Origin of the sequence: Algibacter sp. Ld11 (assembly GCF_045066735.1) — a bacterium.
Taxonomy (GTDB): Bacteria; Bacteroidota; Bacteroidia; order Flavobacteriales; family Flavobacteriaceae; genus Algibacter.
Map to the genome: position 1 here is coordinate 699259 of NZ_JBISHH010000025.1, position 25135 is coordinate 724393.

The 25135-nt window shown below is 33.2% G+C and carries 24 protein-coding genes and 1 riboswitch; of the genes, 12 read left to right on the top strand and 12 right to left on the bottom strand.

Annotated elements, in window-relative coordinates; all coding sequences use genetic code 11:
• Window positions 1–153: 153 nt before the first annotated feature.
• The 4 genes from rmuC to ACJJV4_RS16710 form a co-directional block, all read right to left on the bottom strand.
• Window positions 154–1506: a DNA recombination protein RmuC gene (gene rmuC / locus ACJJV4_RS16695; protein WP_405296520.1), complete on the bottom strand. Its 1353-nt coding sequence runs from the start codon at window positions 1504–1506 to the stop codon at window positions 154–156.
• Window positions 1507–1592: 86 nt separating this feature from the next.
• Complete coding sequence (locus ACJJV4_RS16700) at window positions 1593–2387, bottom strand: ABC transporter ATP-binding protein (protein WP_405296521.1); 795 nt, start codon at window positions 2385–2387, stop codon at window positions 1593–1595.
• A gap of 78 nt (window positions 2388–2465) precedes the next feature.
• Complete coding sequence (locus ACJJV4_RS16705) at window positions 2466–3491, bottom strand: FecCD family ABC transporter permease (protein WP_405296522.1); 1026 nt, start codon at window positions 3489–3491, stop codon at window positions 2466–2468.
• A gap of 3 nt (window positions 3492–3494) precedes the next feature.
• Window positions 3495–4631, bottom strand: a complete 1137-nt coding sequence (locus ACJJV4_RS16710) for an ABC transporter substrate-binding protein (RefSeq protein WP_405296523.1) — start codon at window positions 4629–4631, stop codon at window positions 3495–3497.
• A 181-nt stretch (window positions 4632–4812) separates the two neighbouring features.
• Window positions 4813–5033, top strand: a riboswitch (cobalamin riboswitch).
• A gap of 29 nt (window positions 5034–5062) precedes the next feature.
• Here ACJJV4_RS16710 and ACJJV4_RS16715 point away from each other — a divergent pair.
• The 3 genes from ACJJV4_RS16715 (at window position 5063) to ACJJV4_RS16725 (ending at window position 9058) form a co-directional block, all read left to right on the top strand.
• On the top strand, window positions 5063–6889 hold the full coding sequence (locus tag ACJJV4_RS16715) for a TonB-dependent receptor plug domain-containing protein (protein WP_405296524.1): 1827 nt from the start codon (window positions 5063–5065) through the stop codon (window positions 6887–6889).
• A 2-nt stretch (window positions 6890–6891) separates the two neighbouring features.
• On the top strand, window positions 6892–7965 hold the full coding sequence (locus ACJJV4_RS16720) for a YncE family protein (RefSeq protein WP_405296525.1): 1074 nt from the start codon (window positions 6892–6894) through the stop codon (window positions 7963–7965).
• 124 nt (window positions 7966–8089) lie between these two features.
• Entirely contained in the window at window positions 8090–9058 is a 969-nt protein-coding gene (locus tag ACJJV4_RS16725; RefSeq protein ID WP_405296526.1) for a T9SS type A sorting domain-containing protein, read from the top strand.
• A 57-nt stretch (window positions 9059–9115) separates the two neighbouring features.
• On the opposite strand, the gene ACJJV4_RS16730 is transcribed toward ACJJV4_RS16725, so the two are convergent.
• The gene (locus ACJJV4_RS16730) at window positions 9116–9844 is read right to left on the bottom strand and encodes an ATP-binding protein (protein WP_405296527.1); all 729 of its coding nucleotides are present in this window, start codon (window positions 9842–9844) and stop codon (window positions 9116–9118) included.
• On the bottom strand, window positions 9844–11322 hold the full coding sequence (locus ACJJV4_RS16735; RefSeq protein ID WP_405296528.1) for a S41 family peptidase: 1479 nt from the start codon (window positions 11320–11322) through the stop codon (window positions 9844–9846). The genes ACJJV4_RS16730 and ACJJV4_RS16735 overlap by 1 nt, the downstream gene beginning before the upstream one ends.
• 365 nt (window positions 11323–11687) lie before the next feature.
• Here ACJJV4_RS16735 and ACJJV4_RS16740 point away from each other — a divergent pair, with 365 nt between their 5' ends.
• The 4 genes from ACJJV4_RS16740 (at window position 11688) to ACJJV4_RS16755 (ending at window position 13916) form a co-directional block, all read left to right on the top strand.
• Complete coding sequence (locus ACJJV4_RS16740) at window positions 11688–12197, top strand: RNA polymerase sigma factor (protein WP_405296529.1); 510 nt, start codon at window positions 11688–11690, stop codon at window positions 12195–12197.
• A complete protein-coding gene (locus ACJJV4_RS16745; protein ID WP_405296530.1) occupies window positions 12184–12672 on the top strand; it encodes a hypothetical protein in 489 nt (162 codons plus the stop codon). Before ACJJV4_RS16740 ends, ACJJV4_RS16745 begins: the two co-directional genes overlap by 14 nt.
• A gap of 43 nt (window positions 12673–12715) precedes the next feature.
• Window positions 12716–13276: a DUF4252 domain-containing protein gene (locus ACJJV4_RS16750; protein WP_405296531.1), complete on the top strand. Its 561-nt coding sequence runs from the start codon at window positions 12716–12718 to the stop codon at window positions 13274–13276.
• Window positions 13277–13373: 97 nt separating this feature from the next.
• Window positions 13374–13916, top strand: a complete 543-nt coding sequence (locus ACJJV4_RS16755; RefSeq protein ID WP_405296532.1) for a DUF4252 domain-containing protein — start codon at window positions 13374–13376, stop codon at window positions 13914–13916.
• A gap of 255 nt (window positions 13917–14171) precedes the next feature.
• On the opposite strand, the gene purB is transcribed toward ACJJV4_RS16755, so the two are convergent.
• Entirely contained in the window at window positions 14172–15515 is a 1344-nt protein-coding gene (purB, locus tag ACJJV4_RS16760) for an adenylosuccinate lyase (RefSeq protein WP_405296533.1), read from the bottom strand.
• Between the two features lie 93 nt (window positions 15516–15608).
• Here purB and ACJJV4_RS16765 point away from each other — a divergent pair, with 93 nt between their 5' ends.
• A complete protein-coding gene (locus tag ACJJV4_RS16765; protein ID WP_405296534.1) occupies window positions 15609–16592 on the top strand; it encodes a DUF1028 domain-containing protein in 984 nt (327 codons plus the stop codon).
• Here the strand turns inward: ACJJV4_RS16765 and ACJJV4_RS16770 are convergent, their stop codons facing one another.
• A complete protein-coding gene (locus ACJJV4_RS16770) occupies window positions 16593–17156 on the bottom strand; it encodes an adenylosuccinate lyase (protein WP_405296535.1) in 564 nt (187 codons plus the stop codon).
• A gap of 37 nt (window positions 17157–17193) precedes the next feature.
• Between ACJJV4_RS16770 and ACJJV4_RS16775 the strand changes: the two genes are divergently transcribed.
• Window positions 17194–17667 (top strand): heme-binding domain-containing protein, encoded by a 474-nt coding sequence (locus ACJJV4_RS16775; RefSeq protein WP_405296536.1) that lies wholly within the window; start codon window positions 17194–17196, stop codon window positions 17665–17667.
• A 66-nt stretch (window positions 17668–17733) separates the two neighbouring features.
• A complete protein-coding gene (locus tag ACJJV4_RS16780; protein WP_405296537.1) occupies window positions 17734–18969 on the top strand; it encodes a glycosyltransferase in 1236 nt (411 codons plus the stop codon).
• Here the strand turns inward: ACJJV4_RS16780 and ACJJV4_RS16785 are convergent.
• Both ACJJV4_RS16785 and ACJJV4_RS16790 read right to left on the bottom strand, forming a co-directional pair.
• On the bottom strand, window positions 18966–19412 hold the full coding sequence (locus tag ACJJV4_RS16785; protein ID WP_405296538.1) for a KTSC domain-containing protein: 447 nt from the start codon (window positions 19410–19412) through the stop codon (window positions 18966–18968). The two genes, ACJJV4_RS16780 and ACJJV4_RS16785, sit on opposite strands and share 4 nt — an antisense overlap.
• A gap of 122 nt (window positions 19413–19534) precedes the next feature.
• Window positions 19535–20215, bottom strand: coding sequence for an SIR2 family NAD-dependent protein deacylase (locus ACJJV4_RS16790; RefSeq protein ID WP_405296539.1), 681 nt, complete (start codon window positions 20213–20215; stop codon window positions 19535–19537).
• Window positions 20216–20314: 99 nt separating this feature from the next.
• On the opposite strand from ACJJV4_RS16790, the gene ACJJV4_RS16795 reads away from it, so the two are divergent.
• Entirely contained in the window at window positions 20315–20971 is a 657-nt protein-coding gene (locus ACJJV4_RS16795) for a TrmH family RNA methyltransferase (RefSeq protein WP_405296540.1), read from the top strand.
• Here the strand turns inward: ACJJV4_RS16795 and ACJJV4_RS16800 are convergent.
• Together ACJJV4_RS16800 and ACJJV4_RS16805 are read right to left on the bottom strand one after the other, a co-directional pair.
• The gene (locus ACJJV4_RS16800) at window positions 20968–21711 is read right to left on the bottom strand and encodes a carboxypeptidase-like regulatory domain-containing protein (RefSeq protein ID WP_405296541.1); all 744 of its coding nucleotides are present in this window, start codon (window positions 21709–21711) and stop codon (window positions 20968–20970) included. The two genes, ACJJV4_RS16795 and ACJJV4_RS16800, sit on opposite strands and share 4 nt — an antisense overlap.
• A gap of 292 nt (window positions 21712–22003) precedes the next feature.
• Window positions 22004–22783 carry a carboxypeptidase-like regulatory domain-containing protein gene (locus ACJJV4_RS16805; protein ID WP_405296543.1) on the bottom strand — a complete coding sequence of 260 codons (780 nt, stop codon included), beginning with the start codon at window positions 22781–22783 and terminating at the stop codon, window positions 22004–22006.
• Window positions 22784–22976: 193 nt separating this feature from the next.
• Here ACJJV4_RS16805 and ACJJV4_RS16810 point away from each other — a divergent pair.
• Window positions 22977–25135, top strand: a 2159-nt coding sequence (locus tag ACJJV4_RS16810) for a PKD domain-containing protein (RefSeq protein ID WP_405296544.1), incomplete at its 3' end; no start/stop codon positions are given.

Here is a 25135-nt window from a genome sequence, read left to right on the forward strand (position 1 = left end):
TATATTCTAAAATAAAAATATATTAAACGTAATCAATAAAGGTATTTAATTTTTAGGAAGTTTTATAGAAATCTACTTTTAAAAAATGATTTTCGTAGCTATCGTTTTACTAAGCTAATAATATATCAATGCGTTATGCCATGATACTTAGTATTATTCATCTTCTTGAGCACGTTTTATAATAGCTTCAGGTAATGCTTTTTTTGCTTTAGCCCCCATTTTTTTAAGTTTTTCTACGCTGGTAATTATATTGCCTCGACCATCAACGAGTTTATTCATCGCCGCGGAATAATCAATTTTTGCCGCATCTATTTTCTTTCCAACGTTCGTTAAATCTTTAACTAAGCCTTCAAATTTATCATAAAGTGCGCCCGCTTGGCGTGCAATTTCTATAGCGTTTTGTTGCTGTTTTTCATTATTCCACATACTATCTATAGTGCGTAATGTTGCCAATAGTGTAGAAGGCGTAACAATTACAATATTTTTCTCGAAGGCCTTATTGTAAATCGAGTTGTCCTCATTTACAACCACAGCAAAAGCGGGCTCAATCGGTATAAAAAGTAATACAAAATCTGGCGATTCTATATCATATAAATCTTGATAGTTTTTATCAGAAAGTTGATCGATATGGCGTTTTATAGAATTAACGTGTGCTTTTAAAAATTGAGGTTGGTCTTCTAGCTCGGCGTTTACATAGCGTTCATAGTCGGTTAAAGATACTTTGCTATCAATTATCATTTTTTTGCCGTCGGGCAAATTTAAAACTACATCTGGTAAAACTCGCGAACCATCGTCTAGAGTAAAACTTTGTTGTACAAAATATTCGCGATCTTTCTCTAATCCCGATTTTTCCAGCACACGTTCCAAAACCAGTTCGCCCCAATTACCTTGCATTTTGCTATCACCTTTTAAGGCGCGCGTTAGGTTGGTAGTTTCTTTCGTCATTTGTTGGTTTAAATCTTTTAAGCCTAACAATTGTTCTTTTAAAGCGGAATGCATACTAATACTTTCCTTTTGAGTTAAATCTACTTTTTGCTCAAAAACCTTAATTTTTTCCTGAAGCGGATTTAAAATATTGGTAATGTTTTCTTTATTTTGAAGTGTGAATTTCTCCGATTTTTCATCGAGTATTTTGGTTGCTAAAATTTCAAAATCTTTACGCAGTTGCTCTTGGCGTTCTTCGAGTTCGGCATCGCGTTTTAAGTTTATGGCCTGTAGGTTTTCAAATTCGGTGTTTCTTCGGGCCAATTCAGCATTTAAAAAATCTTTTTCACGACGAATATTTTCACGGTCGTTTTCAATTTTAGAAATTGTTAGTTTTTGTTCCTGTTTTTCGGTTGCAGTATGTTGTTTAAAGGCTTCAAATTGTTGCTGTAAATTACTATTACGTTCTTCTAAAGTGCTTTTTTCGCTTTTGCTTTTTAGTTTAGTAAAAAGCATGCCTAAATAACCACCAATAACTGCGGAAATTAGAATTGCTAGTATGAGGATTATGTTGTCGTTCATTTAAAAATAGAGTATATATTCAAAGATAATTTTTTTGTTTAAAGATTGAAGTTTAAAAATGTAGCTTCATACAAAGTTTAGTTGGCTTACTTCTTCACCCTAAAACTCCCCGTGTTTTTATCAAAAGCAATTAAATCTTTAGGGAAAAGCGTTTCAAAAACACCTTGTTCTATAAGTTTACAAGGTTGATTTGTAACTACAGTTCCGGCATTCATCACAATTAAAGTATCACAAAGTTGAATAGCTAGATCAATTTCGTGAGATGAAAACAGAATGGTTTTCCCTGTGTCTTTGGCTAATTTTTGAAGTAATTTTAAAATATAAGCTTTGTGATACATATCGAGATGCGAGGTAGGCTCATCTAAAATAATTAAATCGGTATCTTGTGCCAGGGCACGAGCAATCATTACTTTTTGAAGTTGACCATCGCTAAGTTCGAAGCATTTTTTATGTTGTAAATCTTCTATATTTGTTTGCAGAATAGCTGTGTTTATAACGTTTTTATCTTGTTCTGATAAATTCCCAACCCAATTGGTATATGGTTGCCTGCCTAAAGCAATCAACTCAAAAACAGAAAGATTTTTTGATGCTATCTTTTCGGTTAAAACTAAACTCATAACCTTAGCTAAATCTAAAGGGGTGTAGTCGAGAATAGATTTTTCATTTATAATAACTTGTCCAGATAGCGGTTTTTGAACATTAGTTAATGTTCGTAAAAGTGTTGATTTTCCGATACCATTGGCACCAATGAGTCCTATTAATTCACCTTTTTTTAATTCAATTTGTACTCCAGAAGCCACAACCGTTTCAGCCTTTTTAGAAGCATATCCAATAGACAAATTTTCAGTTTTTAAAATAATAGGTTTGGTTTCGTTACTCATTATATTTTTATCAAATTCTTCTATCTTCTATCTTCTATCTTCTATCTTCTATCTTCTATCTTCTATCTTCTATAATTTTTAAAACACCATACCTCGTTTTCTAACCAATAACCAAATAACTACAGGCGCCCCAATTAAGGAGGTAATGGCATTTATCGGTAAGGTGTAATCGCTATTTGGAAATTGTGCAATGGTATCGCAAACTAACATAACAATAGCGCCAAGTAAAAATACGGCAGGTAATAATATTTTATGATTTGAGGTATTAAATATTTGACGTGTTAAATGCGGAATAGCCAAACCTATAAAGGCAATTGGCCCTGTAAAAGCTGTAATAGTACCTGCTAGTAGGCTCGTAGCAACTATGATAATTAATCGGCTTCTGTTTATATTCAAACCTAAACTTTTAGCGTAGTTTTCACCTAGAAGTAAAGTGTTAAGTGATTTTATAGAGTATATGGTGGCTAGAATACCGATGGTATAAATTAGTAAAAGAATAACGAGATCGTCCCATGATAAATTACCTAAACTACCAAAACCCCAAAATACATACTGTTGTAATTGTTCTGCCGATCCGAAGTAGGACAGTACGCTAACTATAGCAGCGGTAATACTGGCAAACATGAGGCCGATAATGAGTATAGCCATAGTATCTCGAACTTTTATTGAAACGATTAAAACCGCTAATAAAACTAGAAAACTACCTAAGCTGGCCGCAATGACAATGCCCCATTTGGAAACAAAAAGCGATGCGAATACACCTCCAAAAACGCCAGAGCCTAAAATAACTAAAGCTACACCTAAACTTGCTCCCGAGCTTATGCCTAAAACAAAAGGGCCAGCAAGTGGGTTTCTAAATAAAGTCTGCATGAGTAAACCTGAAATGCCTAAGCCAGAACCTACAATAATGGCGGTTACGGCTTTGGGTAAGCGGTAATTTAAAATAATATGTTGCCAACTTTGCTGTTCTACATTGCTACTAATTAAACTATTAAAAACGGCTTTAAACGGTATAGAAACAGAGCCCGAACTAATATTCATGAAAAAGCATAACACTAAAAATAGTGTTAAGGCAAGAAAAGAATATTTGTATGTGTTGCTCATATGTTATTCTAAACGTTCAAAAAAATAAAGATTGTAATTGGTAAGTAATTCTGGGTGACAAATTTTTATTAAATCTTTTAATACCAAATCTGGCCTGCTCATGCCTAATTCAAAATATAAAACACCGCCAGTATCTCCGGTGGTATTGTTAAATGAATAAATGTTTTTGTTTTTAAATGCTTTAAACTCGGCATTATGGGCACTGGCATTTTTTAAGTTTTTTAAGCTAGAATAGTTAGAAGGGCTAAGCCAAATATCAGCATCTTGAGCCTTCATGAATACAGATTCAAAATTAAGATGTAAACTTCCTGTGCCTTTAGTATCTTGCCATAAATAATTGGTATTCGCATCTCTTAGCAATTGCGCCTCTGTACTTGTTCCGTTAGGTAAATACCAAATATCACTGTGCATGGCGCCACTTAAAACGGTTGGTTTGTTCTTTACATTTTGCGCTAGTTTTTTAGCTTTTAAGTATTCCGTTTCAATGGTGTTAAAAATAGAATCGGCTTCTTTTTCTTTATTATAAAGTACCCCAAAAAACTTAATCCATTCGGCTTTTGCAAGGGGAGAAGACTCAACCCAATCACCATTATAAATAACGGGAATTCCAGCTTTTTGAATAAGATCTAACGAGCGATTATTACCATCAATGCCAAATCCGACAACCAAATCTGGGTTTAGTTCTAATAAAACTTCGGTGTTCATACCTTCGTTTTTACCAAGTTCTCTTATGCTACCGGTATCAATGTGTTTTCTTATTTTTTTAGACGAAATATACTGTGTTCCCGGAAAACCAACTAAAGTTTCATCCACACCTAGGAGTTCTAAAGCCGGAATGTGTGTTGTAGAGGTTACAACAATACGCTTTATAGGCAAAGAAATCGTGTTGTCTGCTTGTCTATCATTACCATAATTTGCTAAAACATATCTAAAACTACTTTCAGCTTTTGGCCAAGGCGTTTTAACTTCTAGTAGTTTGTAGGTTCCTAAATCTTTTATTGTAAAGCCTTTTGCATATTTTAACTCTATGTCTTTCCCTAGAACAACGGTTTCTGTTTTTGCTTTTTTACAAGAAATAGTACTGATTAGAGTGAAAAACAGAATGCATGAAAAAAGTTTTTTTTGTAACAATAGTGACATTGGTATGGGGTAGTTGTTTTATTTTTATATAAAATTTCTGTTATGAGAAACGGTTCAAATTTAACAATATATATAGTAGGAGGGATTATAATACTACATTTTTTAGTTGGTTTTATTTACCTTGTTTATAAATTGAATAAGAAAAAGTGAATTTCATTAGTCTGCACTTAAAAAAGAATCTATTTTTGCAAAGAATTTTGGTTTCATTCAATACGTGTTGAATGAATTAAAAGGGAATCTAGTTAAAATCTAGAACTGTTCCCGCAACTGTAAGTTTTTACCGGAATATTTTCGGTACTTCTTAAAGAAGATGTTATCAACTTCAAAACCACTGGTAATTTACTGGGAAGGTAGGATAGCATAAAATAAGTCAGGAGACCTGCCATTTTCATCATCTAAAACAACTCTCGGGTAAAGAGTTTTAAAGATTTATGAGGCAGATTTTTACATTTTTAATTTTAGGTTTAGTTGTTTGTAGCGCAGTACAAGCACAAGTAAATGCTGTGCAAAATCTAGATGCGGTAATTTTAAGCGATAGTAAGCTAAAAAACTATGCTGCGGGCATTAAAATTGAAAAACTCACAGATTCTATTTTAAGTAAAAATGTAACTTCACTTACAAATTTACTTACTTTTAATTCTAATATTTATTTTAAGGAAAATGGCTTTGGTATGGTGTCTTCTCCATCTTTTAGAGGAACCACAGCATCGCAAACTGCTGTTGTTTGGAATGGTATCAATATTAATTCGCAATTAAACGGCCAAACGGACTTTAATACCGTAAATACTTCAAACTATAGTTCTATAGATATTAGAAGTGGAGGCGGTAGTGTGCAATACGGCAGTGGTTCTATTGGTGGTAGCATTCATTTAAATAATGATTTAAATTTTAAGAGTCATTCTGAAACCGCTATAAAAACAGGTTATGGAAGTTTTAACTCTAAAAACTTAGGGTTTAATACTTCTTTAGGAACAGAATTGTGGACGGCTAATTTAGGTGCGGCTTATGTGGCTTCTAAGAACGATTATAAATACCTTGGAACAGATGGTTTTAACGAAAATGGAGCGTTCAATAATTTGAACATGAATCTTAATTTAGGTATTTTTGTATCTAGTAAAGATATCTTAAAATTATATCACCAAAGTTATATTGGTGAGCGTCAATTTTCGGGTACACTAGTAGGTCCTTCTAGAAGTAAATACGAGGATGAAAATTTTAGAACCATGTTAGAGTGGGCGCGAGTTGAGGGGAAGTTTAACTCGAAGTTTAAAGTTGTTCATTTACACGAGTTATTTAAATATTTTGAAAATAAAGATAAAGCTATTTATAGCTTAGGAAAAGTAAATACATTATTAGTCAATCATAATTTTAATGTGCGTTTTAATGAGACAATTCAATTTAAAACCATATTAGAATATTCAAATTCAAAAGGAGAAGGCGATAGTTTTAAGGAACCGGTAAGAAACGTATTTTCTACAACAGCGTTGCTTAATCACAAACCTAATAACTCGATAAGTTATGGCGTTAACCTAAGACAAGATTTTACAACAGGAGGTGAGAGACCCTTTGTATTTTCAGTTGATGCTGGTTTTGATCTATTTGAACATTATCAGATTCAAATAAACGGTTCTAAAAACTACCGCATTCCTACTTTTAACGATTTGTATTGGCAACCAGGCGGAAATTTAGATTTGGTTCCAGAATCGTCTTACCAAATAGATTTAGGGCAAAACTTTAATTACCCTAATTTTAATGTTAAACTTAATGGCTATTATATCAATACTGAAGATATGATACAGTGGCAACCAAACAGTACTGGCTTATGGTCGCCTATAAATATTGGTGAAGTAGCAAGTTATGGAGCCGAAGTAGAGGTGAAATCACATTACAACGTTAATGAGCATCAATTTAATATCTCTGGGCATTACTCTTACACTGTTTCTGAAGATTTAGAAACCAATAAACAACTTATTTATGTGCCGTTTCATAAAGGGAATTTAAATATCTCATATGGGTTTAAACAATTTACTATGCGTTATCAACACATGTTTAATGGAGATGTTTCTATATTAGGAAACACTTTATCAGATTATGATTTCGGGAATTTAAGCGTGAGCTATTTGTTTAACTTAACAAGAGAAATCAATATAACTTTAGACTTTAAATTAAATAATTTATATAATACATATTACGAAAACGTGGCTCTAAGACCCATGCCAAATAGAAATTTTCAAATTCAAACAACAATTAAATTTTAAAAATGAACAACAACAAACTAAAAGTATTAGCCTTAGCAATATGCGCAATTTTTACATCATGTAAAAGTGATGATGATAATGGTATGGACAATCTTCCTAAAGGAGATTATGATAATGGCATAATTATTTCTCACGAAGGTAATTATACACAAGGTAATGCATCAATATCTTATATTTCTGATGATTATTTAACAGTTGAAAACACTGTTTTTAATAACATAAACAATACCCTTTTAGGAGATACAGCGCAAAGTATGGCTTTTAGCGATGAACTTGCTTATATTGTGTTAAATGTATCGAATAAAATTGAAGTTGTAAATCGCTACACTTTTGAGAGTGTTGCAACCATTAATTCTGGTTTAATTAACCCAAGATATATGACTATTTCAAACGGGACAGGATATGTTACCAATTGGGGTGATGGTGGTGATGCTACCGATGATTATGTTGCGATAATTGATTTAGCAAGTAATACAGTTACATCTACTATTCCAGTAGGTGAAGGTCCTGAACAAATTTTAGAAAAAGACTACTTACTTTATGTTTCTCATCAAGGAGGTTGGGGTGTAAATAATATTATATCTGTAATTGATACATCGGATAATAATGTGGGAACCATTCAAGTTAACGATGCTCCGGGAGCTATGGTTTTTGATTCTAATGAAAATTTAGTGGTTTTATGTAGCGGCGCTAATCAATCTTGGTTAACCCCTCCAGTAGAAACTTTGGCATCAATTACTCGAATTGATTCCAATACTTCATCCATTATAGCAACAATGGAATTTGCAAGTGGCGAGCACCCAAGTTTAATGGCTCATGATGATGATGAGTTGTTTTATATTTTGAATGGTAGTGTTTACGAGTTGGACGATGATGCTAGTACTTTGCCGACAACGGCTATTTTGGATGTATCAGCAGTTAGTGCTTACGGGATATCTGTAGATGATGATATGTTATATTTAGCTGATTCGGATTTTCAGGAAGAAAGTGATTTGCTTATTTACAATTTGGATAGTGGTTCACTTGTTCAAACTTTTGACTTATCTATTGGCGCAGCCAAAATATACTTTAACTAATATCTCAACTTAAACTAGTCCTGATACATCCTAATGTATCAGGGCACTTTTAGAAAAACAACAATAACATATTAAGAACAGTTGCACTTTGTGACTGTTTTTTTTACACCTAATTTAAAAAATAATGAAGCAAAATTCCCTCAATTTATTACTTTTTGTACTATTTAGTTTATCTGTTAATGCGCAATCTTACGCACCAAAAGCTGGTGCAGATGGCTCTACAGCAATTCATCGTGATTCGGAAGATTTTATAGCTTGGGCTGCAGGATCAACTGTTGTTCGAGGCCTTCAAAATATAACAAACTCAACTGGTAACTATGCTAGTTTTGGTGTTGCAGAAAATGCTATTGGCAAGTCCAATGGTTCAATAGTAAGTCTTGGAGATGGCGGAATTGCGGTTTTAACTTTCGAAAACCCTATAGTTAATAATGTGGGGTTCGATTTTGCTATTTTTGAAAATAGTTTTAGCGATACGTTTTTAGAGTTAGCTTTTGTTGAGGTAAGTTCTAATGGAACAGATTACTTCAGGTTTCCATCGCATAGCCAAACCCAAACAGAGACTCAAGTTGGAGGTTTTGGAAGTGTAGACCCAACTTACATTAATAATTTAGCTGGAAAATATAGAGCGACTTACGGTACACCTTTCGATTTAGATGATATTGCAGATAACGCTTTACTGAACAAAAATGCCATTACTCACGTAAAGCTCATTGATGTTATTGGCACTATTGATCCCGCGTATGCATCATACGATAGTTATGGAAATATGGTTAACGATCCTTATGCGACACCTTTTGGTTCTTCTGGTTTCGATTTAGATGCTATTGGTGTGTTAAAGCAAGTTACGCTAAGCATAAATGGTAAAACCGCAACTAATGCTTTAGGATTGTATCCTAACCCTGCAACGTCTCAATTATACGTCTCTAAATCTGGAACTGTTGCTATTTATTCGGTTACTGGTAAATTAGTACTTAAGCAATTGGTGGGTAATAAAGCAACGCCTATAAGTGTTGCTAGATTAAAACCTGGTGTATATGTTGTGAAGTTAACCACAACAGAAGGTGTATTTACACAGAAATTAATAAAGAACTAAATAGAATACGTATTGTATTTTTATAGAAAGAAATGCCACCTATTATGGTGGCATTTTTTATGTTGTTGGGTTTGGTACTAAATCACAATACCAAACGCCATATTTATCTGCAGAACAGACTGTGTTGTTATCGGTTTTAGGCGTATCATATTCGCGATATACTTTTTCGCCTATAGTGAAAGGTATCGGGTTTTCAAAAATAGGGCCGTCGAAACAAAAGGTATGGAATTCGCCATTTTCCCCACAAGGGTCAACACCTTCTGGTAGATTATCAATAAAGTTTTCATCTATAATAGTGCCTACAAAATCGGCATCGAAATATTTAGAATTAGCACAAACTATAATAGTTTTAAAACCTAAATTTAAAAACTCGGAAAGGAGTGTTTTAGTGTCTTTTTTCCAAATAGGAAATACTGTTTTAATACTGTGCTTGGCTAAATTGTTTTCTCTATAAGTGCGCAAATCTTCCAAGAAAATATCACCAAAAGCACTGTGTGTAAAACCATCGGCTTTTAATTGTGATACGGTTTTAAGCATAACATCCTCGTAAATTTCCATGCTAGGCATTTCGGGAAGCTCTATAAGGCTTGCTTTAATGTTTAAGGCTTTGGTTTGTGCAAGTAGCAAATCTATTCTAAGCCCGTGCATAGATACACGTTTGTAATGGCTATTTACGGTTGTTAATAAAGCATCAACGCTATATTGTTTATTTTGCAATAAATAATATAGCGCTAAAGCGGAATCTTTACCAGAACTCCAATTAAAATACGTTTTGTGTGTTTGCATTAACGCGATAAAAAGTCTGCGTTAATATACATCTCATTTTCAAATTTGTTTCCAGTTAATGGTTCTTTTAAAAGTATTGTGTTACCTGGTTTTGTTACAGTATTTCGTCCAGAAATCCCTCTTATATCATCTAGGGCTGCTTTTAATACCGCTTCGTTTTCGTCTCCAAAGGGTAGTGTGTTATTCCAAAAGTCGTATTCATTAACTTCAGCAATATTTGGTTCAAAACCATCAGCATAATCACTTTCTCCGTTTTTATTAGATATTTCGAAAACAATAGGTTGCATAGCATTTAAATGCGAAGAATTTGCGGTATTTCTGTTTAAAAAATCAGAGTCCGGAGAATCGTATAGTGTAATTGAACCAACATTTTTTCCGTAAGTTGTGCTACCTATAAGTTTTACAGGTATGTATGGCGTTAATCCATTTATTATCATTTCACTAGCCGATGCTGTGTTTCCTGATGTTAAAATATAGATTTGATTAATTGTGGAAAGTCTATTTATAGATTGAGTTCCCGTTTTTTCGCTGTTACTATTATAAACATTTAAAGTGTTTGTAAAATTGTAATAGTCGTTTTCGTCTTGTTGTTTGCTATTAAAAATTAATTCGGCAAAACGTCCTGTTCCCGCATTTTCATAAATCATACTAGCTAAATAGGCTGATGTTTCTACAGAACCACCACCGTTTAGTCTTAAATCTAAAACAAGTTCATCAATATTTTGACCTTTAAGAAATCCAAAAGCTTCATTTAACTCGTCGTTATAAGATGATCTAAAACCGTTGTATAAAATATAACCTACTTTTTTACCATCTATATCTGCCAATACTTTGGTTAGAAATACTGGGTTTTCTGAAACTACAGCTGCCGTGATGCTTTTATCTTCTATAGCAGTTAAGGTTCCGTCACTTTCTGATACAAAAGATAAGGTTACTTGATCTTGATACAGGCCATTTATTGCAGCGTTGTACGTTGTAGTTGTTAAAACAGTACCGTTAATAGAGTTTATAATATCGCCACGGTTAATGTTGGCATTACTAGCAGGAGAATTATCGGCTACGTGGCGCACATAAATAATAACATCACCTTCAGTATTAATTTGAACACCTTCAAAACGTAATCCAAAAGATGTTGTTATCCCTTGAAAAGCTTGTTCTTGCTCAATATAATCTTCTATAAACCAAGAAAACCTATCGACTACATCAGTTTGATATATTAAGCTGTTAAATAAACTTTCTGGAGTTGTATATTGATTTAAGTAGGCGTTATAACTTGCGTTATCGTCATCTTTAGAATCGTCTAAATCTGTAACATCCGATTGCCAATTGTACCAAGAGTTCATCCCTTTCCATACAAAATCGTTAATTTCTTGATTTTTATCATCTTCAGAGACAATAATATCATCTTCATCTTGAAAACAACTTGTTGCAACTAAGGATATTAATGTGATAAGGAAGAGGTTTTTTAAGTTTTTCATGTTTTATTAATTAGAAGAGCTCGTAATTTAAAACTCTAAATTTAGGTACATTATTGTGTAATAAAAAATATTGTTATGGTTTAAAAACAAAGATGATGCCATGTTTAACGATATTGTTTTAGTTTAGACTGTTTTTTGAGCTAGACCTTACGTAAGGGATAGCAGCGGATAGCCCACAGTAAGCCCGATGATAATCGGGATTGCGAGGACTTGGAGCGTATAGCCCGACCCTTTGTAGTTTTTACGAAAAAGGGGTACGCCCAAATTATTTCAAAAAAATATTTTTTTTTGATGTAACAAAAGATAAATGTGGTCGTCGTAACTTAAATAGCCGTAACCAAGCTGTTTTATAAAACCAATTCAAAATGACTCAAACGGAGTTTTTAAATGTTGTAATGCCTTTTAAGGATAAAGTGTTTCGGTTAGCGAAACGCTTGCTAGTTTCGACGGAAGAAGCCGAAGACGCGACGCAAGAGGTGTTACTAAAGTTGTGGAACAATAAGAAAAAGATTGCCGAGTATAAAAATGTGGAGGCTTTTTCGATGACGATGACTAAGAATTTTTGTTACGATAAGTTGAAATCGAAGCAAGCACAGAATCTTAAAATTGTTCATACAAATTACGAGGACAAACAAACGGCTTTACAAAAGCAAGTTGAATTAAATGATAGTGTAAACTGGGTGTCTAAAATTATTAAAGATTTACCGGAGTTGCAAAAAACAATAATTCAGCTACGAGATATAGAAGAGTATGATTTAGATGAGATTGCAAAAATGCTGGATATGAATAATACAGCAGTACGCGTAAACTTATCGAGAGCAAGAAAAACAATAAGAGAAAAATTGACAAATACACATAATTATGGTGTTAAATAATATAGAAGAATTACTAGAGAAATACGACAATGGCGAAACAAGCCTAAAGGAAGAGCAACTGTTAAAAAACTATTTTGCAGGAGACAATGTTGCACCCCATTTAGAAATGTATAAACCTATGTTTGGCTATTTTTTGGTAAACAAGCAGGAGCAGTTTAATAAGGATATCAATTTTGAAACAGAAACTACGGTAACGAAGCGTAATTTTAATTACAAATGGCTTTCGGTTGCAGCGGTTGCAGTTTTAATGATTGGGTTTTACTTTGGGAGTTCGCTAAGTAGTGATGATTTAGGAACCTATGAGGATCCAGAGTTGGCTTTAATGGAAGTAACAAAATCGTTAGAAATGATTTCGCATAGCTTTAATAAAGGTGTGGCAACGGTAAGTTATTTAGACGAAATGGAAAAAGGTAAAGCAACCCTTGGATACCTTAACGAAATTGATAATGCTACAAGTTTAATTTTTAAAAACTAATTAAGAAAAAATGAAAAATTCAAATAAATTAAAATCAAATACAATGAGAAATAGATTAATAGTATTCGTAATCGCCTTGATGTTGGTGCCTTTAACTGGTATGGCACAAAAGGATGTTTTTGAGAAATATAGTGACAACTCTGATGTGACTTATGTATCGATAAAACCAAAAATGTTTCAAATGATTGCCAAAATGGGAATTAATGTTGAAGATGAAGAAGCTAGAGCTTATATGGATATGGTAAAAAGCATTACAAGTTTTAAAACCATGATAACTGATAACAAAGTTATTGCGGCCGATCTTGCTAAATGGGTGAAATCTCGCTCTAGTGCTTTAGAAGAATTAATGGAAGTTAAGGATGATGGAACGAACGTAAATTTTTACGTAAAAGAAGGTAAAGATGCCGACCACGTTAAGGAACTTTTAATTTTTGTAAATGGTGTGGATAAGTTTATGGAAGAAGGTATTGAAGTAGGTGGTAAGGAACGTAAAATAGAAACCGTTGTAGTATCTCTAACGGGTGATATTGATTTGAACGAGATTTCTAAGCTTACCGATAAAATGAATATCCCTGGAGGTCAACATTTAGAGAAAAACAAATAGTTTGTAAATAACTAGTGGTTTATAGCACACAAAATAAATTTCATCAATCAAAATTTCATCAATCAAATTTTTATTAATCACATTAAAACAATCCATCATGAAACGAGCTTTTAATCACTTGTTATTCGGTTTATTTGCTGCAGCTATGTTAGTTAGCTGCAGCAGTGGGCCAACATTACAAACTTATTTTGTAGACCACCAAGAAGCACCAAATTTTATCTCGCAAGATTTACCAATTTCTATGTTAAAAATGGATAAGTCTAGTTTTACAGAAGAGCAACACGAAGCTTTTAATTCTGTACAAAAATTAAATTTTATTGCTTGCAAAGCTAATGAGAACAATACAGAAGATATTAAAACAGAAATTGCTGTAGTTAAAGAGATTTTGAAAAACAAAAAATATACAGAGTTAATTACTTTTAGTGATAAAGGAAATAAGTTTGTTGTAAAGTATGTAGGTACTGATGAGGAAGCCGATGAGGTTGTTGTTTTTGGAAACTCTAAAGAGCTTGGTTTTTGTATTGTAAGGGTTTTAGGGAATAATATGAACCCAACAAAAATGGGGATGTTGGTCTCGACATTAAAAGATGCTGATTTAGATGAAAGCCAGTTAGATAATATCAAAAACTTTTTTAAATGATTTAACTCGTAATTATTACAGTTAAATGTTAATGTAAAAAGGGACACTTTTGCCGAAGTGTCCCTTTTTTTTATGTGTACTTTTACCTATTTCGAGTTTTGCTTGGTATAAATAATGTTGTAAATAATAGTTAAAAACAAAACTGATATAACCGTTAGAACAATGTAGTTTCCAAGAATTTGTAAAATACCTGTACAAAAAATAACCGCTACTAGAACGCCACAGAGTATTAAAGAAGTCTTATCATCAAACATATTATATTCCTGTATAGTTACTAGGTGTAATGTTTTTTAATTCTGTTTTTATAATATCGCTAACTTCTAAAGTATCAATAAAATTAGAAATAGAAGCTTGGTTTATTTTCTCGTTAGTACGTGTTAAACCTTTTAAAGCTTCATAAGGGTTTGGGTAAGCCTCACGGCGCAATATGGTTTGAATAGCCTCTGCGACTACAGCCCAATTATTTTCTAAATCTTGAGCAAATTTAGCTTCGTTTAGAAGTAATTTGTTTAATCCTTTTACGGTAGATTTAAAAGCAATTAATGTATGTCCAAAAGGTACACCAACGTTACGTAAAACAGTACTGTCTGTTAAATCGCGTTGTAATCTCGAGACTGGTAATTTAGCCGAAAGATGCTCGAAAATAGCATTAGCAATACCTAAATTTCCTTCAGAGTTTTCAAAATCTATTGGGTTTACTTTATGCGGCATAGCAGAGCTACCAACTTCACCTGCTTTAATTTTTTGTTTAAAATAATCTGTAGAAACGTAAGTCCAGATATCGCGATCTAAATCTAAGATAATCGTGTTTATACGTTTTAAAGTATCAAATAAAGCTGCCATATGGTCGTAATGCTCAATTTGTGTTGTAGGGAAGGAGTGATGCAAACCTAGTTTTTCTTGTACAAATTTGCTTCCAAAAGCTTTCCAATCAATATTTGGGTAAGCCACGTGGTGCGCATTAAAGTTACCTGTTGCTCCACCAAATTTAGCTGCGCTCGGTATATCGTTCAATAAATTAAATTGTTCTTGTAAACGCACTACAAAAACTTCAATTTCTTTACCTAAACGTGTTGGAGATGCTGGTTGCCCGTGTGTTCTTGCTAACATTGGGATGTTTGCCCAATCTTTAGAAAGACTTTTAAGTTTGTCTAAAACAACAAAATATTCCGGTACATAAACATCGTTCATAGCTTCCTTAATACTTAAAGGTATAGCGGTGTTGTTTATATCCTGAGAGGTTAAACCAAAGTGGATAAACTCTTTGTATGCAGAAAGGTTTAAAGCATCAAACTTTTCTTTTATAAAGTACTCAACCGCTTTAACATCGTGATTGGTTACACTTTCAATTTTTTTAATGGCAAGTGCATCTTCCGAAGAAAAATTCTTGTAAATCCCTCTTAAATCTTCAAAAACAGACGTATCAACAGCTTCTAATTGAGGTAAAGGAATTTCGCAAAGTGCAATAAAATATTCAATCTCTACTAAAACACGATATTTTATTAAGGCTTCTTCCGAAAAATAAGGCGCTAATTCGTTTACTTTACTTCTATAACGACCATCTATTGGTGATATGGCGTTTAATGCTGATAATGACATAGTTTATTTGATTTTTTTGAAGCTGTAAATATAGTTATTATACAATAAAACTCTATTAGAAATTACCTATCTTTAATCTTAATTTTTTTGAAAATGAAAAAAATATACAATCTATTCTTAATCCTGTTTTTAACACAAACCATTATGGCTCAAAATTATAAAAAGTCAGAACCTTTTGCTCATACCTATTCTATTGTTGCTCGTGATGCAGAAACTGGAGAAATGGGGGTTGCGGTACAAAGCCATTGGTTTAGTGTTGGTAGTATTGTAACTTATGGTGAAGCTGGAGTAGGTGTAGTTGCAACCCAATCTTTTATAAACCCAAGTTATGGACCAAAAGGTCTTGCTTTAATGAAAAAAGGAGTGCCTCCACAAAAAGCTTTGGATTCTTTGTTAGGCGAAGATGAAGGAAAGATGTTCAGACAGGTTGCTTTTCTAGATGTAAAAGGGCATGTTGCCACGCATACGGGCAGTCTTTGTATTGAAAATGCAGGGCATAGGCAAGGTGATAACTTTTCTGTTCAGGCAAATATGATGCTTAATAATACGGTTTGGGATGCCATGGCTGTAGCATTTGAAAATACTGCGGGTTCGCTTAGTGAGCGTATTTTAGCTGCAATGAAAGCCGCACAAAATGAAAAAGGAGATATTCGAGGAAGTCAAAGTGCTGCCATTTTAATTGTAAAACCTACTTCTACAGGTAACATCTGGGAAGATACCATTATGGATTTAAGGGTTGAAGATAATGACAACCCAATACAAGAATTAGAACGCTTAATTAAAATTCATAAAGCTTATGACTTTATGAATAACGGTGATTTGGCAATGGAAAAAGGTGATACAAAAGCTGCTGAAACATTCTATTTAGAAGCACAAAAGTTGTTCCCAGAAAATTTAGAAATGAAATTTTGGTACGCTATTAATCTTTTAAACAATAAGGAGTTTAAAAAGGCGCACCCTATTTTAAAAACTATTTTTGATGAAGATGAAAATTGGAGAGAATTAACTAAAAGACTTGTAAAGAGTAAATTATTAATTATTTCAGATAAAGAACTTAAAAATGTTATAGAGCTATAATTACTTTTTTATCTTTTTTAAAATTTGTCGTGCTCGAGCTTTATATGCAGCACTTTGCAATGGATAATCACGATTTAAAATTATTTTTAATTCGCTATGAATCCAATCAAAATCTTTTCCAAATAAAAAGAGTGCAACCATACTATAGGCTTTTGCAGCCACTTTTTCGTCGTTAATCATATTATCAAAACAGGTTTCAATAATCCGCTCTTGCTGTTTTTTTGTTAGTGCTGTTTTTATAAGGTTGTTTTCTTTGGAGTAGTAATGCTTTGCAATAATTTCACAAATTTTGGCAACCGGTCGCACGGCAGGATCTAAATGGACTTTATTTATGTTTTTTGTAAATTGTTCTAAATAAGGAATAAAGGTGTTTAAGTTTTTACTGCACACAAACTCTAAAACCCAGGCTGCTCGTGGTGAAATTTTATCGTCTACCATAAACAAAACATCCATTAATTGCGGAATTAACGATGGGTTTTCAATCACCATTTTAGAATAAAACGAGCGTTTTTCTCTAGAATGGTTTACGTAATTTAATTCTTGGTACAGTTGCTCGGTAGTCAAATGGATTGCTTATTTTTATCCTTTAAAATTAATTAAAATGAAGATAGTAAAAAAAGTATTGTTGTTATTATTAATCGCATTTGTAATTGGTCAGTTTTTTGGACCAGAAAAAAATGAAGGTGATTTAGCTTCTATTGATGCTTTTTTAGCAGAAACTAACCCTCCAGAAGATGTAAAGCTTATTTTAAAAGAAACTTGTTACGATTGCCATAGCGATGTTACCCGCTATCCATGGTATAATAATATAACACCTGTTAATTTTTGGTTAGCTCATCATGTAGATGAAGGTAAAGAGGAACTAAATTTTTCTAATTGGATAGGGAATTCCGTAAAACGAAAAGACCATAAGTTTGAGGAAATAATTGAAATGGTAGAAGAGAAAGAAATGCCATTAGAATCTTATACCATTACGCATACCGATGCTAAACTTAGCGACGCACAAATACAGGCTGTTGTTGATTGGGCTAAATTAGTGCGTATAAAATATGGTATGGAAGCAAAGCCAGAATAGGTTTAACCTTAGTCGTATTTATATTCAAAAAGTTATCAGTTAACGTTTTAATGGCATGTAATTTAAGTGAATAAAAAAGTATTAATTATCGGTTTCGTTTGGCCAGAACCTAAAAGTTCTGCTGCAGGAAGCCGAATGATGCAATTAATTGAAACCTTCCAAGATCAAGATTACAATATTACTTTTGCCAGTCCATGCGCAAAAAGTGATAATGCTTTTAATTTAGAAAGTATTGGCGTTTTACAAACTGCCATTGAGTTGAATAATGAAAGTTTTGACGCGTTTGTAATAGATTTAGACCCAGATATTGTGCTTTTCGATCGTTTTATGATGGAAGAGCAATTTGGATGGCGCGTTACCGAAAACTGTCCAAATGCTATAAAAATTTTAGATACTGAAGATTTGCATAGTTTGCGTAAAGGCCGTCATCAAGCATTTAAAGATGATGTTTTGTTCGATAAAAGCTATTTGTTTAACGATACAGCAAAACGAGAAATCGCTAGTGTTTACCGTTGCGATTTAACCTTAATTATTTCGGAAGCGGAAATGGATATTTTAAAAAACGACTTTAAAGTAGATGAGGCTTTGTTGCTTTATTTACCATTTATGTTAGAGCAAATTTCTGAGGATAGTATTACTAAGTTTCCTGAGTTTGAAACCAGACAACATTTTATAACCATTGGTAATTTTCTGCATGAACCTAATTATAATGCGGTACTTTATCTAAAAGATACTATTTGGCCATTAATTAGAAAACAATTACCCGATACAGAATTACATGTTTATGGGGCTTATGCTTCACAAAAAGTGAATCAATTGCATAATGAAAAGCAAGGTTTTTTTATTAAAGGTTTTGCAGAAGATGTTAATGTTGTAATGAAACAAGCGAAGGTTTGTTTGGCGCCAATTCGGTTTGGAGCAGGTTTAAAAGGTAAATTAATAGATGCCATGCAAAATGGAACACCAATGGTAACATCTACTGTTGGGGCAGAGGGTATGTTTGGCGATTTGGAACCTAATGGTTTTATTGAGGACATTCCCAACAATTTTGCAAATCTAGCTATTCAACTTTATAAGAAAGAAAAGGTTTGGAGTGAGAAGCAAGAGTACGGATTTGCTATAATCAACAATCGATTCAATTCGAAAAAACATAAAAGAATGCTCTTATCGCGAATTGAATCGATTATTGATAATTTACATATACATCGCCAGAATAACTTTATGGGGCAAATGCTACATCATCATAGCATGCAGAGCACCAAATTTATGAGTCGATGGATTGAAGAGAAGAATAAAGCCTAAGCTTCAACTTCACTTTTCTTAATTTTTCTGTAGGTAAATGAGTTAAAAATATTGCGTTTACCAAAACGTGTTTGCTTATCCGATTGAGAAAATTTAATATACAAAGCCTTATTTACTCCAAAAAATTCATAAGTATTTCCGTCTAAAAATGTAACCTCTAAAAGTAAGCCTTTATGTTGCCAGTCCATTATAGGTGTTGCAATAGTCGCATTAAATTCATCTAAATTAGCGGCTTTTGTTTCAGGAGCAATACTCACAAGAAAGTGGTAAGCGTCAATAATTTGTCTACTTTTTAATTCAGCTTCAACAGCTTTTTCATCTCCGGCCTGAAATTTATCTGGGTGCCACTCTTTTACTAAGTTTCTGTAAGAAGATTTTAGAGCTTTTAAACTCATATCTTGTTCGGCACCAAATAATTTCTTGTATTCATTAATACGTTTCATAAATCGTAATTCTAAATTTTGCGCGAAGATAGTCTTTTATATCAGTTTGCCCTTTTGTAAAGCAACTATTTCTTATATAAATTGCTGAAACGATGATTAATGAACTAAATATCCGATTAAAATCAAGACGACCTAATCATATCCATCACTTTTAAAATACCTACAGTAGCTGGCTCTGCAATTATAGTTATATTTTTGGTGCTTGCCATATTCGGTTTAGGATCTATAAAATATGTTGGCGTATGTTGTGGAACATAATGCATTAAGCCTGCCGCTGGATATACTTGCATAGAAGTACCTATAATAATTAAAACATCAGCGGTTTCACAAATTTTAATAGCTTTATCTAGCATTGGGACATCTTCGCCAAACCAAACAATATGCGGTCGTAACTGGTATCCTTTTTTACATAAATCACCTATATTGAGGTCGGTTGTCCATGTTTTTATATCGGTTTCATCAAAGGTGCTTCTTATTTTTAGTAATTCTCCGTGCAAGTGTGTTACGTCTTGACTGCCAGCACGTTCGTGTAAATCGTCTACATTTTGGGTAATAATACTTACCTTATATTCTTTTTCTAGATTAGCTAAAGCCTTATGAGCTTTGTTTGGCTCAACCTCATGGAGTTGTGCACGGCGTTGATTGTAGAAATTTAAAACTAATTCTGGATTTTCAGCGAAACCTTCTGGAGTAGCAACTTCCATAACATCGTGACCTTCCCATAAACCATTAGCATCGCGAAACGTTTTAATGCCACTCTCTGCGCTAATACCTGCTCCCGATAATACAACAATATGTTTCATACGGTTAAAAATATAAATTTAAAATGAATTGGAACGGGCTAAATTTTTAATTTGAAGTAAATGAGTTCGTGATTTAAAATACTTTTATATTTTTGGCCCATGATCGATATAAAACTCTTAGAGCATTTGGAAACTTTCCTTACGCCATCACGAAAGGAAAAATTCACCAAAGTTTTAGCACAGCGAACAAAACATTTTACAGTAGCCACAGAAGATGTTTACCAACTGCATAATACTAGCGCGGTAATGCGTACTTGTGATGTTTTTGGAATACAAGAGCTTAATATTGTTGAGGAACGAAACTCAAAAGATATTGATCGTGAAATTGCTATGGGTGCTCAGAAATGGGTGGATTTAAATCGTTATAACCACGTAAAAGATTGTATTAGCGATTTAAAAGCTAAAGGTTACCAAATTGTTGCAACCACGCCGCATGCTAATGATTGCGATATTAAGGATTTTGATGTTACTAAAAAATCTTGTTTTTTCTTTGGAAGAGAGACGGAAGGGTTATCTCAAGCAGTTTTAGATGAAGCAGATTGCTACTTAAAAATACCCATGGTTGGTTTTACCGAAAGTTTAAATATATCGGTTTCTGCGGCTATTATTTTACAGCAAGCTACTTCTAAACTTAGAGCTTCTAATTTAGAATGGCATTTAACCGAAAATGAAATTTTACAAAAGCGCTTAGACTGGTGTACTAAAACCATTAAAAGTCACGAGAAAATTACCGAACGGTTTTATGAAACCAATTAATCGGTTTCGGTAGTTTTTAAGAGTTTTCTAAAGTCGCGACTGCAGTTTAGAAGTTTGTCTAGTAACATAAATTCGTTTTTCTCTAAAAGTAAATCACTGTTTATATACTGTTCTTCGCAGTAGTCAAAGAATAGAGGTGCATAGCCTTCGGGTATTTCTAATTGATTTGCTAATAGCTCTTCATTGAAAAATTTGTGCGTTGTAAATAGAGAATCGAATGTTTTATGATGTATTGTGGTTATGTTTGCTGGTTTCTCTTTTTTTTTAATCTTTAATAATTTACCTATTAATTTAGAAATTTGAACAAAATCTATTCCCGATTTAGGCATGTTTTTGTACCAGGTTTCTGTATTGTTTTTTAAGTCGTATGTTAATGCAGCTCCTAAATCACTGTTGATTTCAAATGTTTTTAAATCGTTTTGCTTATTGGCGAGTAACACTTCTGGTAGTTTGTTTACTTGTTTATTTAATTCAACAACCAATTCGTTTTCTACATGGAAGCTGTCAATTTTTAGTGTTTTAGTGGCATGAAAAAGCGAACTAATGGTAATAGTATCATTTAATATTGCTGGTATATTAAAACTTCCATTTTCATCGGAATATGTTATAGCATTTTTTGTTTTGTTGAAAATTTTTGCACCTTTTACGGTAGATTCCGAGTCGTATATTTTACCTGTAATGTTTTGAGAAATAAGTGTGGCTGGTAATAAAAAGAAGAGTAATGTTTTTCTATATGGCATGATTTATTTTGATGGTTGAGTATCAAATTAAATCAATTATTGTTTAGCGTATTGTGGTTTTAAGATTTTTTAAAGTGTTAATTAGTAAAGTTTTAACTAATGGTTGTTTTGGTGCTAAATTTGGTAGATGGGTGCGTTAGGGATTGATGCGGCATCCTTTTTGCAAAAATAAAAGTGCTTTAAGTTTGGTTGAAACTAGTGTTTAAAAAAAGTAGGTAGTTTTAAATATATACAGGCGTTTTGCAAAAAGATATAGCGGAAAGCCCGACCCTTGTGGTAACGCTCAAATGCTTTATATTTTACGTGTTCTACCGCGACTTAATAGTTTGTACTCTTCGTAACATTCGCTTATGGCATCTAGAATTTGGAGATCGTTTGCCTTTTGTATAAAACCTTTGGAGTAGTTGCATTGGCTCACAATTTCGTCTAAATCTACACGGTCTACTTGTAGTAAAACGGTAAGCATTTCACGATCGAATTTGGTTGCTAAAAGGTTTCTTATTTCGTCGTCTTCTTTCATTTTTTTAAGCTTTCTTAGCTCGTTTGGTTTTTTGCCAAACATACGATGTAGAAAATCGGCTGGGTTAAAGATAGACCCAATAACTTTGGTGAGTCCAGATTTTTTGTCTGCCTCGTATCCTGAGCCTTCTAATCCAGAAATATTGTAGCGGTAATTACTGTTTACAGCTGGTACTTGTTTTATATCGACTTCTAAAAAACCGGTTAATTTTAATTGGCTTACCACAACTTCTTCTAAAGCAAGGGCAAGTTCGGTAAGTTCTATATTAGAGCTCCCGTATTTTAACCAGTCGTTAGTAACACGAACTTTTATAGATTTAAATCCTAAATAAGAAAAGTGTAGCGTATCGTTAACTTTTGCAATAATTTTAAATTCTCCTTTTTCGTTTGTAGTGGTTCCTTTTACTTGGTTTAGATTTACAATATTTACACCTTCTAAAGCGGTAGCTGTAGATGCATTAAGCACGACACCTTCGGCCTTTTCGGCATCTTGAGCGTAAGTGTGCCCAACGAATAAAGTAAATATAAAAAGGAATATTAAATTTTTTATCATCAAAGAATTTTTTATAAAAGTACTAAAGAATTGAATATAACCATATTTTTTAATATAATTTAACGTAGAAGGGCTTTAATTGAACCTCTTTAACGTAGATTATGTAGCTTTTATCAAAATTAAAATGTTTTTGTTAAGATTATTATTACGGATGCTTATTTTTGAGAGAAATTGTTAAACCCCTCAAAAAACATTGAATTTTAATTGTGAAATTAAGTTAGCTAACTGCTTAAAACACATTGTTTTATTGTGTGTTTGTGCGGCGTTTTTATTTTCCAGTATATCGAGGGCTCAGGATCAGGCAGCCAATTGGTATTTTGGTGCTAGAGCTGGCGTTAATTTTGATAATAACAACGTTAGTGCAATTTTAAATAGTGAGCTTTCTACCCATGAGGGTTGTGCTTCTATTTCGAACGCCAAAGGCGAATTACTATTCTATACTAATGGGGTTTCGGTTTGGGATAAGGATCATAAAGTTATGCCGAACGGAACAGGTTTAATGGGGAATATATCGAGTTCTCAGTCTGCTATTATTGTGCCTAAGCCAAACTCCGAAACCGTTTACTATATTTTTACAATTATTGATTATGCTTATACCGAGGGATTGAGGTATTCTGAGGTCGATATGAGTTTAAATGGCGGTAATGGAGATGTAACGCTTAATAAAAATGTGTTTTTAATTTCTCCGGGTACCGAAAAAATATCTGCAGTGCAGCATAGTAACGGTATTGATTATTGGGTGTCTACGCATCTTTGGGAAAGCAATAGTTTTGCAACATTTAAAATTACTAAAAATGGTGTAGAAACAACACCTGTGCTTTCTGCTGTGGGCAGATATCATGGTGGCGCTAGTTTTAATGTTATTGGTTGCATGAAATTTTCGCCTAACGGAAAAAAACTTGCTTTAACGAAGTGGAGTACCGATAGTTTCGTTGAGTTATTTAATTTTGATAAGGAAACGGGTATCATTTCGAATCCGGTTTTAATCGATAATTTTTTTGGAGCCGATTATTTAAACGGCGCTTATGGTATCGAGTTTTCTACTGATAGTAAACTTCTTTATGTAAGTGAATTAAACCAAAAAGATTACACTTCAGAATTGCATCAACTAGATTTAACTGTATTTACACCGACCGCTATTAAAGCATCCGGTGCGTTAATAAATAAAGAGCAGCGTTTAATTGCCGGTCTGCAATTAGGGCCAGATGGAAAAATATATGTTTCAAACACGTTTTCTACCTTTTTAAGTGTAATAGAAGCGCCTAATACTAAGGGTATAGGTTGTAATTACCAAAATCGAAATATAGATTTAAAGGGTAGGAGTAGTATTTTTGGATTGCCTTCGTTTATTCAGTCATTTTTTATAGGAAAGATAGAGGTTGAAAACGTTTGCTTCAATGATGCCGTAGACTTTAATTTAATAACAAGTGAAGCTATTGATGATGTTTTATGGGAGTTTGGTGATGGCGAAACATCTACTTTATTACATCCAGACCATACGTATAAGGCGGTTGGCGATTATTTGGTTAAAGCCACTTTTAAATCTGGCAATTGTAACTATACCGTATCTAAGGGTTTTACAGTTTACGAGAGCCCAATAGCCAATACGGTTAGCGATTATGTAATTTGTAAAGATATTGGAGATGACGGTTTTGAAATATTCGATTTAAGTAGTAAAACCAAAGAGATTATCGGCTTACAAAGTAATAGTATTTTTGATGTCGCGTATTTTAAAAGTTATGATGATGCGACAGATGGTGTTAATATTTTAAATAGTTCTTACACTAACACGAGTAACTTTCAGGATATATATTTTAAGATCAGTAATACTTTAAACCCGGATTGTTATAGTGTTTCTAGCTTTAAATTAATAATAGAAACTGAAAAAGCAGGTGTTCCCGAAGATTTTGTTTTATGTGATGATTTGTCTAACGATGGAAAAGTAAAAGTCGATTTATCTCAGTTTGAAGCTGATGTTTACAATGGCTCATTAAAAACCTCTTATTCGGTAAATTATTATACCTCTCAATTAGACGCTGATACTGGTGGCAAGAGTTTGGATCCCTTAAGTTTTGAGACAACGAGCAACAAGCAAGACATTTTTGCACGATTAGAAAATACAGTAACCGGCTGTTACAGTACATCTAGTTTTAAAATTATTACTAATAAGTTACCAATAGCAGGCACAGCAGGAGATTTAATTTTGTGTGATGATGCTTCTAACGATGGAAAAGCAACCGTCGATTTAACGCAGTTCAATGCAGCTATTTTTAATGGCGCCTCGCAAACAGAACATCAAGTAACTTATTATACCTCGCAAGCCGAAGCAGATTTTGGCGGCACTGGTTTAAA